The 12,976-nt window shown below is 63.0% G+C and carries 12 protein-coding genes; 6 read left to right on the top strand and 6 right to left on the bottom strand.

The window, feature by feature from the left end; all coding sequences use genetic code 11:
• Nucleotide 1: 1 nt before the first annotated feature.
• Nucleotides 2-274: a BPSL0761 family protein gene (locus tag DYQ94_RS17470; protein ID WP_046935214.1), complete on the bottom strand. Its 273-nt coding sequence runs from the start codon at nt 272-274 to the stop codon at nt 2-4.
• Between the two features lie 294 nt (nt 275-568).
• Here DYQ94_RS17470 and DYQ94_RS17465 point away from each other — a divergent pair, with 294 nt between their 5' ends.
• The gene (locus DYQ94_RS17465; protein WP_160954705.1) at nt 569-1,204 is read left to right on the top strand and encodes a YkgJ family cysteine cluster protein; all 636 of its coding nucleotides are present in this window, start codon (nt 569-571) and stop codon (nt 1,202-1,204) included.
• 68 nt (nt 1,205-1,272) lie between these two features.
• Here the strand turns inward: DYQ94_RS17465 and DYQ94_RS17460 are convergent, their stop codons facing one another.
• The 5 genes from DYQ94_RS17460 to DYQ94_RS17440 form a co-directional block, all read right to left on the bottom strand.
• Nucleotides 1,273-1,665 (bottom strand): tautomerase family protein, encoded by a 393-nt coding sequence (locus DYQ94_RS17460; protein ID WP_046935215.1) that lies wholly within the window; start codon nt 1,663-1,665, stop codon nt 1,273-1,275.
• 26 nt (nt 1,666-1,691) lie between these two features.
• Complete coding sequence (locus DYQ94_RS17455; RefSeq protein WP_160954706.1) at nt 1,692-2,693, bottom strand: zinc-dependent alcohol dehydrogenase family protein; 1,002 nt, start codon at nt 2,691-2,693, stop codon at nt 1,692-1,694.
• 73 nt (nt 2,694-2,766) lie between these two features.
• Nucleotides 2,767-2,901, bottom strand: a complete 135-nt coding sequence (locus tag DYQ94_RS17450; protein ID WP_255419551.1) for a hypothetical protein — start codon at nt 2,899-2,901, stop codon at nt 2,767-2,769.
• Nucleotides 2,902-3,024: 123 nt separating this feature from the next.
• Nucleotides 3,025-3,492 (bottom strand): Cu(I)-responsive transcriptional regulator, encoded by a 468-nt coding sequence (cueR, locus tag DYQ94_RS17445; RefSeq protein ID WP_080952949.1) that lies wholly within the window; start codon nt 3,490-3,492, stop codon nt 3,025-3,027.
• Nucleotides 3,492-5,924 (bottom strand): heavy metal translocating P-type ATPase, encoded by a 2,433-nt coding sequence (locus DYQ94_RS17440; RefSeq protein WP_046932611.1) that lies wholly within the window; start codon nt 5,922-5,924, stop codon nt 3,492-3,494. Before DYQ94_RS17440 ends, cueR begins: the two co-directional genes overlap by 1 nt.
• Nucleotides 5,925-6,094: 170 nt before the next feature.
• On the opposite strand from DYQ94_RS17440, the gene DYQ94_RS17435 reads away from it, so the two are divergent.
• The 5 genes from DYQ94_RS17435 (at nt 6,095) to DYQ94_RS17415 (ending at nt 12,916) form a co-directional block, all read left to right on the top strand.
• A complete protein-coding gene (locus tag DYQ94_RS17435) occupies nt 6,095-6,355 on the top strand; it encodes a heavy-metal-associated domain-containing protein (RefSeq protein ID WP_046935270.1) in 261 nt (86 codons plus the stop codon).
• Between the two features lie 137 nt (nt 6,356-6,492).
• Nucleotides 6,493-6,888: a hypothetical protein gene (locus DYQ94_RS17430; RefSeq protein WP_046932609.1), complete on the top strand. Its 396-nt coding sequence runs from the start codon at nt 6,493-6,495 to the stop codon at nt 6,886-6,888.
• A 75-nt stretch (nt 6,889-6,963) separates the two neighbouring features.
• Complete coding sequence (locus tag DYQ94_RS17425; protein WP_173426936.1) at nt 6,964-8,268, top strand: TolC family protein; 1,305 nt, start codon at nt 6,964-6,966, stop codon at nt 8,266-8,268.
• A complete protein-coding gene (locus DYQ94_RS17420; RefSeq protein ID WP_046933520.1) occupies nt 8,265-9,779 on the top strand; it encodes an efflux RND transporter periplasmic adaptor subunit in 1,515 nt (504 codons plus the stop codon). Before DYQ94_RS17425 ends, DYQ94_RS17420 begins: the two co-directional genes overlap by 4 nt.
• On the top strand, nt 9,776-12,916 hold the full coding sequence (locus tag DYQ94_RS17415) for an efflux RND transporter permease subunit (protein ID WP_046935216.1): 3,141 nt from the start codon (nt 9,776-9,778) through the stop codon (nt 12,914-12,916). Before DYQ94_RS17420 ends, DYQ94_RS17415 begins: the two co-directional genes overlap by 4 nt.
• Nucleotides 12,917-12,976: the final 60 nt, after the last annotated feature.

Raw genomic sequence — 12,976 nt, 5'->3', positions numbered from 1 at the left:
GTCAGATGCGATGAGGGCCAAGCGGGTATCCGGAGAACCAGTCCGCCTCGATCTCGGTGCTCAAGTAGGGTCGTACGAAGGCCGACTGGGTCAGCGCTCGCAGCCGCTCTTCGTGCTCAGCAATCGCCTCAATGTCGCTGACCGTTGGATAGTGCCGCAGCAGTCGGTATGCCTCTTGCCGCACCTCTTTGGGCACGGCTTGGCTGGCGGCTAGCTGCCTGAGGAACGCGCCTGCCTGCAGCACATTGCGGGTGCGCTCAGATGGCATCGTCATGGCATCAAGAATGACTAAAACTAAGGAATGCTTAGCTTATCGCGTCTGTGGCCAGCCAGCGCACGGCGCAGTTACGGATCTTGCGAATTCCAACTTAAACTAATATAATCAATAACTTACTTCGCATAACGTCGCTTATGTAAAACCGCGGCGTGGCCGGTGCGGTGAGCCTGGCGTCTGAATGGCTGCGTCCTCGATTGGTGTCTTGCTCGCGTTGCGGCTAGCCCGCACCGGCCGCTCCAGCCCTGATAGCCTTCACCTCCGCGAGCATGATGTACGCAGGCTTGGTAGGTCTTGAGCATCAACGCGGCACACTTGGGGGCACCGATGACGCAGCAAACGGATGACTCAGAGCGCGATCCTACTCAGGCCAAGAAGAATGCCCAGGCGAATTTCGATCGAATGCTTACTGGCATTCCGATGGAAATCCAAGACAGAGAAGCCAGCTTGGCCAGTCGGCTGGCCGCCTTGCCTGGAAGTCCGATAAAAAAGCTGCGCACCTTGCACAAGGAAATGGAGATCCTGTCAGCGGCGATGGCTCCTTATGTCGCATGCAGTGCGGGCTGCTCGGCATGTTGCCACTACCCGGTGCACCTTTATCCCGTTGAGGCCGAGCTTATTGAGAAGCGCTCCTCGCATTCTCGGTTGCCGAAGCCGCTTCCTAGTGCCGACTTCCATGGTTCGCCCTGCCCCCTCCTTATCCAGGAACAATGCTCGATTTACGAGGACCGTCCAATGGTCTGCCGCCAGCATGTTGCGTTGACCAACACGGCGTACTGGTGCGATCCGGCCAGATCGGATGAAATCACTTTGCCGATGGCCCATCTCTCCAAAGTTCAAGAAGCTTTTCATGAGCTCGTAGCAAAGGATGGCCGCACGACCCCCATGGACATCAGACAGATCTTTTCAGTACCCGGCGAAAGCTCCTAGGTATGGAAGTTCCTGAGAACTTGTCTGGACAGTGCCCTTTCAAGCGAGATATGCGCGTAACGGGAATGTCAGGACTGATGGAGCCGCGCTTCTTGTGTCCGCCCACCGTAGCCATAGGCCGAGGCGCGCGCATCGTGGACATGGACATAGCTTGTCGGGTGCACGGGGCCTAACAGGCGCTCAAAGCAAGCGAATACCTCGGCAAGATACTCTGCCTTCTCTGCTTTGGTGTTGGTCTCATCCGTCACGATGATCTCCAGCGAGAAGCTTGAGACGCCAATCTCGCTCAGCGTCTTTCCTCCGATCAGCCAATCTTCAGGCCGGACATACGTGATGATTGTCGCGATCAGGTCCGCCTTCTTTCCTAAAATCCGGCTGGTCAGATCGCTTACCAGGGCAGATATCTCCGCGGTCACCGCCGGAGAACTAGATGCAGAGACTTTGATGTTGATCAGAGGCATGAAGGGGCTCGTGTTAAGCCGAGAGGCTAGTTGATGGCGATGACCACTTTGCCGATGGGCCTTCCATGTTCCATGCGCGCAAACGCGTCAGCAGCTTTAGCGAAAGGAAAGATGGTGTCGATAACTGGCACGATGGCGTGCTCGTCGATGAAGCGGATAAGCGCTTGGGTCATTTTCTTGGAACCCACTACCACTCCGGTGAGCGACTTTCCGCCGATCAGTGAGAATGGATCGATGCTCAATGCAAATCCGCCAGCGACGCCACCGATGGTCACGACTTGGCCGCAGGGGCGCAGACTTCGCAGCGAGCGAGCAATCGTGCCGGCGCCACCGATGTCCATCACCAGATCTACGCCGCCGGTCGTGCGGAGCACCGTTTCGTCCCAGTTGGGATCGGTGTTGTAGTTGATGGCAGCTTGTGCCCCCAATGCCACCATGTGCTCGATGCCCTCCTCCCTCCCAGAGAGCACCGTGACGCGCAAGCCGGCTGCCAACGCCAACTGGACCGCCCATGTAGACACGCCGCCGGTGCCCTGAATCAGCACATGAGCACCGTCGGGCAACGCACCCAGCTCAAACAACGCGTGCCAGGCCGTGACCCCTGCGCACGCGATCGTAGAAGCTTGCTCCCATGACAGAGTGCGTGGCGCGTGCACCAATGCGCTTTGGTCGACCACCAAATGTGTCGTCAGCACACCGTCGATGTTGCCACCCAGCGACAGGGACAGCGTTTGGTCACTGGGAGATCCATCAATCCACAGCGGGAAGAAGATGGGAAGTGCGGCATCACCGATAGAGAAGTCGGTGACTGCAGGACCGACAGCTACTACTTGTCCGGCGGCGTCCGACAGTGGGATCCGGGCTTCACCGGCACCCATCTGACCGTGAGCAACGAGTAAGTCACGGTAGTTGAGCGAGGCGGCCTTGACGGCCAGTAACACCTGGTTCTCACCCAAGGACGAGGGCGGAACCTCGATTCTGTGGAGACTTTGTGGACCCTGTCCACGGGTGACACGGTAGGCGTGCATGAGGCTCATTCGGCGAGTCAGGTGATAGGGGGCGATCGAGATGACGCAAGGGCACAACGCATCTTTAGCGCTACTAATGATGAATGTGGGCCGGATAGCCGATCGCGCTGAGTGCTTGCTTTATCAGCTCAAGCGGACGGCGGGTTTCGAGGCTGATACGGCGTTGGTCCAGCATGAACTGCGCCCGCATCGAAGGATCTACGCTCATCAACGCACGTCGAATGGGTGCCACACATGCGCTGCAAACCATGGCCGGGATATGTAGTCGATGCATGCGTTGCTGCTCCAACCAGCAGGGATAGCCAGCGTCAGGCTTCCTACTGTGGGAACGTCAATGCCCGTTCGTCGGACTCGCCAAATCGTCCAGAATCGGACATTCCGGACGGTTGTCGCCATGGCATCGACTGGCCAGATCGCGCAGCGTTCGCTGCATGGCCTGCATCTCGGTAATCTTGACCTGCAGATCGTCGATGTGGCCCTGGGCCAGTTTCTTGACCTGGGCGCTGGCTCGCCGGTCATCGCTCCACAAGCCCAAGAGCGACTGGATCTGTTTGATGGAGAATCCCAGGTTGCGGGCACGACGAATAAACCGAAGCCTGTGCACATCGGCATCGGTGTAAAGGCGATAGCCAGCAAAGGTGCGACTGGCCGGAGGGATCAGATCGATCCCTTCATAGTGGCGAATCATCTTGGCGCTGACCTCGCTGAGCGCGGCGGCCTCGCCGATGTTATGCAATCCGGCTTCGCGCGCATCGGCCAGTTCGGGCCGCAGTACCTTGGAACTGCGTCTGGTTGCCATCATGCCTCTCCCACATCGATCTTGGTTGGCTGCCAACGGCGCAACAGCAGCGTGTTGGCAATCACGCTCACACTGGACAAGGCCATCGCTGCGCCGGCGATGACCGGATCAAGCAAGCCCAGGGCCGCCAGAGGGATCCCGACCACGTTGTAACCGAAAGCCCAGAACAGGTTCTGATGGATCTTGCGGGTCGTGCGGCGGGAAATGTCGATGGCATCGGCGATCAGGCCCGGCTCAGCGCGCATTAGGGTAACTCCAGCGGCATGCATCGCCACATCGGTACCGGTTCCCATGGCCACCCCCAGGTTGGCGGCAGCCAGTGCTGGCGCATCGTTGACCCCGTCGCCGACCATGGCCACCGGTGCCGACTGAGCCAATTCTGCGACCAAGGCAGCCTTCTGCTCAGGCAATACATTGGCGCGCACCTCGTGGATGCCTAGTACCTTGGCCACCGAGGCGGCCGCGCCGGGGTTGTCGCCAGAAATCATGACGGTGCGTAGACCCAGCGTGTGCAGCCGTTGCACAGCTGCGGCTGCACCCAGACGCGGCGGATCCTCAAAGGCCAGAATGCCGAGCAACTGCGGATGATCGGTGCCCTGCTCTGCCAGCCAGGACACCGTGTGGCCGGTCTGGCTGAGTAGGTCGGCCCGGGTCTGCAATGCCGTGAGCGCCACGCCATGCTCAAGCATCATGCGGGTGCTGCCCAGCAACAGGTTCCTGCCATCCACCGTGCCGGTGATGCCGCGGCCAGGCACCGCCTGCACGTCGCGTGCGAGCGGAATGGCGCGCTGGCCCATCACGCTCAGTACGGCCTTGGCCAAGGGATGCTCGCTGCCTTGCTGCAGGGCCGCCGCCAACGGCAACAGATCGGCCGCGTGGCCACGGGTGGCAATTTCTTCGGCCAGTACCGGACGTCCTTGGGTCAACGTGCCTGTTTTGTCGAAGGCCACCACCTTGACGGTACGTGCCACTTCCAGCGCCTCGGCATCCTTGACCAGAATGCCCGCTCGGGCAGCCACGCCGGTGCCAGCCATGATCGCCGTTGGGGTCGCCAACCCCAGCGCACACGGGCATGCGATCACCAGCACCGCTACCGCGCTCAGGATCGCCTGGTTCCAATCTCCCGTTCCCAGACCCCAGCCGAGCAGCGTGAGCAAAGCCAGGCCAATCACCACCGGCACGAAGATTGCGCTCACCCGATCCACGGTTCGCTGGATAGGTGCCTTCTTGGCCTGTGCATCCTCCACGAGGCGAATGATCCGAGACAAGGCGGTCTCGGCGCCGATGGCCAGTGTGCGCACCAGGATGCGGCCTTCGCCATTGATGGCCCCACCGGTAACGCGATCGCCCTCCCCGCGCGCCACGGGCATGGACTCTCCCGTGATCAGGGACTCATCCACGTGCGTGCGGCCCTCCGCGATCACGCCATCCACAGGGATGCGCTCGCCTGGCCGCACACTGACGATGTCCGAAACGGCAACCTCGTGAATGGCAACCTCGCGCTCTTGCCCGTCCTGATACACGCGTGCGGTGGCTGGCCGCAGTGCTTGCAAGGCCCGGATCGCTTGCGTGGTTTGTTGCTTGGCGCGGGCCTCTAACCACTTGCCCAGCAGGATCAGGGTAATGATGACCGCCGAGGTCTCGAAGTACAGCGGGGCATCGCCGTGGTGTCCGGCATCATTGAACAAGTGATAGACACTCAGTCCATAACCGGCACTGGTCCCCAAAGCGACCAGCAGATCCATGTTGCCCGTGCCGGCGCGCAGGGCGTGCCATCCGGCGCGATAAAAGCGCGCACCGATCCAGAACTGCACCGGCGTTGCGAGCAAAAACTGCAGCCAGCCCGGTAGCATCCAGTGCTGACCTGCGACCCATCCCAGCATCGGGACGACCAATGGCAGGGACAGGGCTGCAGCGATCAGCAGTTTGAGGGTGTCACCACTGAGCGCCTGGCGCGCCGGCGCTGTATCGGCGTTGCCTGCCGGGGTCTGCGGTTCGATCGCGCGGTAGCCCGCTGCGCTGACCGCGGCAACCAGGGATGCGACCTCCACCAGTGACGTGGTCGTTATGCGCGCGCGCTCGGTGGCCAGATTGACCGACACCTCCATTACGCCCGGCACAGCGCGCAGCGCACGCTCTACCCGTGCCACACAGGAAGCGCAGGTCATCCCTTCGATGATCAGATCCCGCTCCTGGCTGGCAACCTCATAACCGGCCTGCTTCACCGCAGCGATCAAGGCGGGCAACGCGGCCGCCGGTGCGGTTACCTCGGCCACTTCGGTTGCCAGATTGATCGACGCATCACTCACGCCGGCAACGGAGCGCAAGCTGCGCTCTACCCGGCCAACACACGAGGCGCATGTCATGCCGGCGACACTGAAGCGATGGGTGTCCGCAGGCGCCGGCCGCGGCGAGGTGAGCGTTATGTCCATGGAGTAAGGGCCAGTAGGAGCGAGCAGGTAGCCTGGGCCTTCCCATGATGGGAAGGTCAACAGCGCACGGCGGACCAGCACTTAACTGGCCTGCCGTTTGACCTTCCCACCGTGGGAAGGCTCATCGTGACGCTGTCGGCAAACCGCCGATGCTTTTTGGAGGGTTGTCCATGAATCTCGTTGTTGAAGGTATGACCTGTGGTCACTGTGTCCGGACGGTCACCCAAGCCATTCAGGCCGTTGACCCCCACGCCCAGGTGGACGTCGATCTGGGCAGCGGCGTGGTCAAGATCGTGGGCCTGCTTGCCGTAGAACAGGCGGTGGAGGCCATCCAGCGGCAAGGCTATGTCATCGCCGCCGTGCTCCCTTCCGAGGCCGATACGCCGGCCGCCCCGGCCGCATCCTCTTGCTGCGGCGGATGCCACCGCTGAGGCCGTGGGAGGGCTTGATCCTGATCAATGCCAGTCGGCCCCAAGAGGGCTAGACTGGCCATCATGAGAGCTCGCACGTCCCCTGCCCTGATCCGCCCAGCGTCCGCAGGCGCTGCTTCGGGCGTGCGGGAGCTGTCATGGTGAAGCTGCTCAGGCGATGGCGGCGTCCCCGTCCTCGTGCCCGACTGGCATGGCTGGGATTGTGGGCGCTTCTTTTGCAGCAGCTGGCGCTGGTGGCCTACGCCTGTCCGCTGGAATCGGTGGAAGCCGGACAGGCGACTCTGATGGCCGGTTGCGAAGAGATGTCTGCGCCGGATCCCGATGCTCCGGCGTTGTGCGACCAGCATTGCCAGCGCGATCACATCGCCACGGCCGATGCGAAGGCCCCTCAAGTGCCTTACCAGCCGGCGCTGGCCGCCTTCGCGCTGGTACAGGCTCTGTTGCCACCGGTACACGCGCAGTTCTATCGGGACGTTCCGGTGTGCGTGTCCGATCCGCCTCCCCTGCAGCGCTTCTGTAGCCTGCTGATTTAAGCCCCCCTCCTGGATTGACCCGTGCTCGTGCTGCATGCGTTGCAGCGCGCTCGTTGTCGTTTGTCCGGAGGTCTTATGGAGATGTCTTTCTTCTTGCGTGCAAAGCGCAGGATTGCGTGTGGGTTGGTGTTCGCCCTAGCGCTCACTGGTCCTGTGGTGGCGGCAACGCCCGCCATGCCGATCAGCTACACCGAAGCCCTACAGCGGGCGGTTGCTAACGCCCCTACCCTGCAGGTACGCCGATCACAGATCGATGCCAGTACCGAGGAAGCCGCCCGTGCCGGCACGCTGCCCGATCCACGTCTGATCGTGGGGCTGGCCAACTGGCCCGTCAGCGGACCGGATGCCTTCAGCCTGCGGGCCGATGAGATGACCACCCAGCAAGTCGGGCTGATGCAGGAGTTTCCTGCGCGTGCGAAACGACGTGCCGAGCAAGCGCTGGCGCAAGCGACGCTGGCACAAGCGCGCTCGCTGTCGTTGGCCGAACAGCAGATGGTGGCCCAAGCAGCCGCGCAGGCCTGGATCGAGCTGTGGAGTACGCAGCAAGCCGTAGATGCGTTGGAAGGTTTGCGCGAGCCGGCACGCATCGCCGAGCGTGCGGCGCGTGCGCGCTTGGCAGGCGGCACGGCCGGGGCCAGCGACGTGCTTGCCGCCCAGGCCGCGCTACTGCAGTTGGATGATCGCCTCGAACAGATACATGCGGAGCACGCCGCGGCACAGGCCGGTCTGGCGCGATGGTTGGGTATCTCACCTGAAACGGTACGGGCCAGCGGTCCGGCCCCGGATTTTTCGCGGTTGCCACTTGAGCCCACCCAATTGCTGGCCAAGCTGGACCAACATGCGCCCCTACTGGGCTGGGAGGCGCGTCAGGACGTTGCCCAGGCCAAGGTGGATGCCGCCGTGGCCCAGACCCGTCCGGATTGGAGTGTGGAGCTCACCTACGGACGTCGCGAGCGCGCGCCCGACGGCATGCCGCGCAGCGACATGCTCATGGTGGAAGTGGGCGTGGGCTTGCCGCTGTTCCAGAAGAACCGCCAAGCACGAGGCATCGCGGCACGACGGGCCGAGCTGGAGGCGGTGTCCGCAGAGCGCGATGAGGCCCGACGCATCCAAGCCGAGTCGGTACACCGCGCGATGGCGCGATGGCGCGGGCTAGCCGGCCAGTTGGAGCGCCAGAACGCGCAGAGCCTGCCATTGGCGCGCGATCGCGCACGCACGGCGTTGGCCGCCTACAGCGCCGGTGCCGACCTGCAGCCGTGGCTGGAAGCGCGGCGCGATGAGATCGAACTGCAACTGGAAAACGCCCGTCTGCTGGGCGAACAGGGCCGTGCCTGGGCGGCATTGGCCTATCTGCTGCCCCATGAGGAGAACACGCCATGAACCCGACCAAGACGCGTCTCACACAGCTCGCCGTGGCCCTCGGGTTGCTGGCGCTCGGCTTTGCCGGCGGGTACGCCTGGATGACCCGAAGCTCTGATACGCCCCCGTCCACCGGCACGAACGGCGCGGGTCAAGCGCGCAAGGTGCTGTACTGGTACGACCCCATGGCGCCGGAGCAGCGATTCGACAAGCCGGGCAAATCTCCTTTCATGGATATGGAGTTGCTGCCCAAATACGAAGATGAGGCCATGGGGGACGGAACGCAGATCGATCCGCGCCTGCAGCAGAACGTCGGCATCCGTACGCAAGAAGTGACGGTAGAGTCACTAGGGACTGCTGTACGCGTGCCCGGCACGCTGACATGGGATCTGACCCAGGAAACTGTGGTCAGTGCGCGCATGGAGGGCTTGATCACCCACGTGCAGGTAAAGGCGCCCTTTACCGAGGTTCGTCGTGGTCAAGCGCTGGCCACCGTGCAAGCCCCGGCATGGAACGCCGCCATCGCCGAAGCCCATGCCTTGAGCCAAGCTCAGTCCGCGAGCGCGCGTGAGCTACAGGGTGCCGCGCAACAACGGTTGCGTTCGTTGGGCGTTCCTTCTGGCGCCTCGGCCCGCAACGGCGTCGTGCTTGGCGCAGACCACAGTGGTGTGGTGACCGAGATCCTGGTACGCGAAGGGCAGACGGTGATGCCTGGTACGCCACTGTTTAAGATCAATGGACTGGACACGCTGTGGCTGGAGGCCTCGGTGCCCCAGGCAGCGCTGGGCACCTTGCGGCCGGGGACCTCAGTGCAGGCCACGGTCAGTGCGTGGCCGGCAGAGCGCTTTGCCGGACAGATCCAGGCGTTGCTTCCCCAGGTCGACATGGCCAGTCGCACGCAGCGAGCGCGTATCGTGCTGCGCAATCCACAGCGTCGGCTGGTGCCGGGCATGTTCGCCGAGGTGCTGGTGCAGCCCGATACCGAGCAGGCCTTGCCGGTCGTTCCCACGGAGGCGCTGATTGCCACCGGGCGGGACAGCCGAGTCATCGTGCAGGATCCGGATGGGAGCTTCCGGCCAGTACGGGTGAGTGCCGGACGTAGCGTGCAAGGGCGCACGCAGATCGTGACCGGCTTGGCCGGTGGTGAACGCGTGGTGGTCTCCGGTCAGTTCCTGCTCGACTCCGAAGCCAGTCTCTCCGGTGCGTTGGAGCGCCTGGGCGCTGCACAACCCACCGGCCCTGCCAGCGCATCAGGTGAACACGAGCGCCATGACGCTGGTCACGATGCGCGCACGGTCGTCCCAACACCGCCCAGGCAGCCTGCGCCTGTCGCGCCAGAGGCCTCCAACTCCACGCCGCCGCGCTGCCCGGTGCAGTACTGGTATGACCCGATGGTGCCGGAGAAGCATTTCGACAAGCCGGGCAAGTCACCGTTCATGGATATGCAACTGGTACCCAAGTTCGGCTCGGCCGCAGCCGCAGATTGCCAGGCAAGCGAGGTCATGCCCGAAGCGATGGAGGGCACGCCATGATTGCGCGCCTTATCCATGCTTGCATCGCCAACCGTGTGCTGGTGCTGGTTGCCGCTGCGCTGCTGGCGGTGGTCGGCATCTGGTCGGTAAAGAACACGCCGTTGGATGCGCTGCCGGACCTGTCGGATACCCAAGTCATCATCCGCACGCAATGGGCCGGGCAAACCCCGCGCATCATCGAAGACCAGGTCACCTACCCGTTGGCCACCACAATGCTGTCCGTGCCCGGCGTGAAGGCGGTGCGCGGCTTTTCCTTCTTTGGTGATTCGTTCGTCTACATCTTGTTTGACGATGCCACTGATCTGTACTGGGCTCGCTCTCGGGTACTGGAGTATTTGAGCCAGGTGCGCGATCGACTTCCGCCGAACGTGAATCCAGCGCTGGGTCCTGATGCGACAGGACTGGGCTGGATCTATCAGTACGCCCTGGTGGATCGGACCGGTCAACGCGATGTGGGGCAACTGCGTGCGTTGCAGGACTGGTTTCTTCGTTATGAGCTCAAGACCGTGCCGGACGTGGCTGAAGTAGCCAGTGTGGGCGGTGCGGTGCGCGCCTGGCAGATCCAGCCCGATCCGCAGGCGTTGGCGGCCCGCGGACTGACGGTGGCCGAGCTCATCGAGGCGGTGGATGCGGCTAACGGCGCTACCGGGGGCTCGGTGATCGAACAAGGCGAAGCCGAACTGATGGTGCGCAGCGAAGGCTACCTGCGCACACAGGAGGCATTCGAGCAGGTGCCGGTGAACGGCAACGACGGCATCCCCGTCTTGCTCGGCGAGGTGGCCACGATCAGTCGCGGCCCGACTTTCCGCCGTGGTATCGCCGAGTTGGATGGTCAAGGTGAGGTGGCCGGCGGCGTGATCGTCCTGCGCACCGGCAAGGATGCCTTGGGAGCTATTCAGAACGTCAAGGCGCGACTACAGGCGTTGCAGTCCAGCTTGCCCGAGGGCGTGGAAGTGGTTCCGGTGTACGACCGCTCCGAGCTCATCCAGGACGCAGTGCGCAATCTCACTCACAAGCTAGGCGAGGAGTTCCTGGTCGTAGCGCTGGTGTGCCTGCTGTTTCTGTGGCATCTACGCTCGGCGCTGGTGGCCGTCATCACCCTGCCCTTGGGCATCCTGGCGGCCTTCATCGTGATGCACGCCCAGGGCATCTCCGCCAACTTGCTATCGCTAGGTGGCATCGCCATCGCCATTGGTGCGATGGTCGATGCAGCGGTGGTGATGATCGAAAATGCACACAAGCACCTGGAGCACTGGCGCGAGGCGCACGGCCGGGAACCCCAAGGTGAGGAGCGCTGGCAGTTGATGGCCCGCTCGGCGGCCGAGGTTGGACCGGCCCTGTTCGCCAGCTTGTTGGTCATCACCCTGTCCTTCGTACCGGTCTTTGCCCTGCAGGCGCAGGAAGGGCGATTGTTCTCGCCCCTGGCCTACACCAAGACCTATGCGATGGCGGCCGCAGCAGGGTTGTCGGTGACCTTGATCCCCGTCCTGATGGGCTACCTGATCCGCGGCCGCATCCGCCCGGAACAGCAGAACCCCATCAATCGCATCCTGATCGCCGGCTACCGGCCCATCCTGCTCTGGGTCCTCAAACATCCCGGTGTCACCTTGCTGCTCAGTGGCATGCTGCTGGTGCTCACGTTGATCCCCTTCAGCCGGCTGGGCAGTGAGTTCATGCCGCCCTTGGAAGAAGGCAGCCTGTTGTACATGCCCACGGCCCTGCCAGGCCTGTCCGCTGACAAGGCGCGCCAGTTGCTTCAGCTCTCGGGCCGGATGATCAAGACCGTACCGGAGGTCGAGCACGTGTTCGGCAAGGCCGGCCGTGCCGAAAGTGCGACCGATCCGGCACCTATCGAGATGTTCGAGACCACCGTGACCTTCAAGCCGCGGGATCAATGGCGCCCGGGCATGACCCCTCAAAAGCTACGCCAGGAGTTGGACGCAGCGGTCAAGATTCCCGGTCTGACCAACCTATGGGTCCCGCCCATTCGCAATCGCATCGACATGTTGGCCACCGGCATCAAAAGCCCGATTGGGATCAAGGTCTCCGGGCCGGATGTGGAGCAGATCGAGCGCCTGAGCCAGCAGATCGAGCAGGTGGCCAAGACCGTGCCCGGCGTGAGTTCGGCACTGGCCGAACGCGTCACCGGCGGGCGCTATGTCGATGTTCGGGTGCGCCCGGAAATCGCTGCACGTTATGGGTTCACTCAAGGCCAACTCCAGCAACTGATTGCCACGGTCGTTGGCGGCGATCCAATAGGGGAAACGATCGAGGGGCGCGAGCGCTATCCCATCATCTTGCGCTACCCCCGTGGCCAGCGTGACTCGTTGCAGGCTTTGCAGGATCTGCCGCTGATCGCGCCAGGCGGCGTGCAACTGACCTTGAGCCAGGTGGCGGAGCTTTCGGTCAGTCCAGGCCCGCCAATGCTCAAGAGCGATAACGGCCGGTTGGTGGGCTATATCTATGTGGATGTGGCCGATCGCGACCTGGGATCGGTGGTCCAGGCCCTGCAAGCCGCAGTGCAGTCCCAGGTGAGCTTGCCTGCCGGCTACGGGGTGGCTTGGTCAGGGCAGTACGAGTACCTGCAACGGGCATTGGCGCGCCTGCAATGGGTCGTGCCCGCGGCCTTGGCGATCATCTTCCTGGTCATATGGATGGTGTTTCGCCGGCTCAGCGATGTATCCATCATCCTGCTCAGCTTGCCCTTGGCATTGGTCGGCGGTTTCTGGTTGATCTGGGGGTTGGGCCATGCGATCTCGGTGGCCAGCATGATCGGATTCATCGCCTTGGGCGGCGTAGCGGCTGAGTTCGGCGTCATCATGCTGTTGTACCTGCGCCATGCCTGGGAGCAGCGCTTGGCCAGCGGTGCGCCGGAAGATGTGTCTACCCTGCAAGAGGCTATCTATGAAGGTGCCGTGCAGCGGGTACGCCCCAAGGCGATGACGGTGGCCGTCATTCTGGCCGGCTTGTTTCCGCTGTTCATCGGTGCCGGTGCTGGCTCGGAGGTCATGCAACGTATCGCCGCGCCGATGCTGGGTGGCATGCTCACCGCACCGGTGCTCTCCATGGTGGTGATTCCCGCAGCGTTCTATCTGGTGCGGCGACGTGGATTGCGCGCGAGCCGGGGCAACGAATGAGTGGCAGACTGAGCACTTGAGGTCCATCCCCACAAAAAGACGCCAGTCATGGAAGAAGGC

The sequence above is a fragment of the Xanthomonas sp. LMG 8993 genome (genome assembly GCF_009835065.2).
Classification (GTDB): domain Bacteria; phylum Pseudomonadota; class Gammaproteobacteria; order Xanthomonadales; family Xanthomonadaceae; genus Xanthomonas; species Xanthomonas arboricola.
Note: the sequence above shows the minus strand (reverse complement) of the source record. Positions and strands in the feature narration are given on the sequence as shown.

Bases quoted from the DNA above. Each gene is read 5' to 3' on its own strand.
- DYQ94_RS17440 (WP_046932611.1), bottom strand. From the start codon at position 5,924: ATGGACATAACGCTCACCTCGCCGCGGCCGGCGCCTGCGGACACCCAT.
- DYQ94_RS17415 (WP_046935216.1), top strand. From the start codon at position 9,776: ATGATTGCGCGCCTTATCCATGCTTGCATCGCCAACCGTGTGCTGGTG.
- DYQ94_RS17450 (WP_255419551.1), bottom strand. From the start codon at position 2,901: ATGAGCGTAGATCCTTCGATGCGGGCGCAGTTCATGCTGGACCAACGC.
- cueR (WP_080952949.1), bottom strand. From the start codon at position 3,492: ATGGCAACCAGACGCAGTTCCAAGGTACTGCGGCCCGAACTGGCCGAT.
- DYQ94_RS17430 (WP_046932609.1), top strand. From the start codon at position 6,493: ATGGTGAAGCTGCTCAGGCGATGGCGGCGTCCCCGTCCTCGTGCCCGA.
- DYQ94_RS17460 (WP_046935215.1), bottom strand. From the start codon at position 1,665: ATGCCTCTGATCAACATCAAAGTCTCTGCATCTAGTTCTCCGGCGGTG.
- DYQ94_RS17455 (WP_160954706.1), bottom strand. From the start codon at position 2,693: ATGCACGCCTACCGTGTCACCCGTGGACAGGGTCCACAAAGTCTCCAC.
- DYQ94_RS17425 (WP_173426936.1), top strand. From the start codon at position 6,964: ATGGAGATGTCTTTCTTCTTGCGTGCAAAGCGCAGGATTGCGTGTGGG.
- DYQ94_RS17435 (WP_046935270.1), top strand. From the start codon at position 6,095: ATGAATCTCGTTGTTGAAGGTATGACCTGTGGTCACTGTGTCCGGACG.
- DYQ94_RS17420 (WP_046933520.1), top strand. From the start codon at position 8,265: ATGAACCCGACCAAGACGCGTCTCACACAGCTCGCCGTGGCCCTCGGG.
- DYQ94_RS17470 (WP_046935214.1), bottom strand. From the start codon at position 274: ATGACGATGCCATCTGAGCGCACCCGCAATGTGCTGCAGGCAGGCGCG.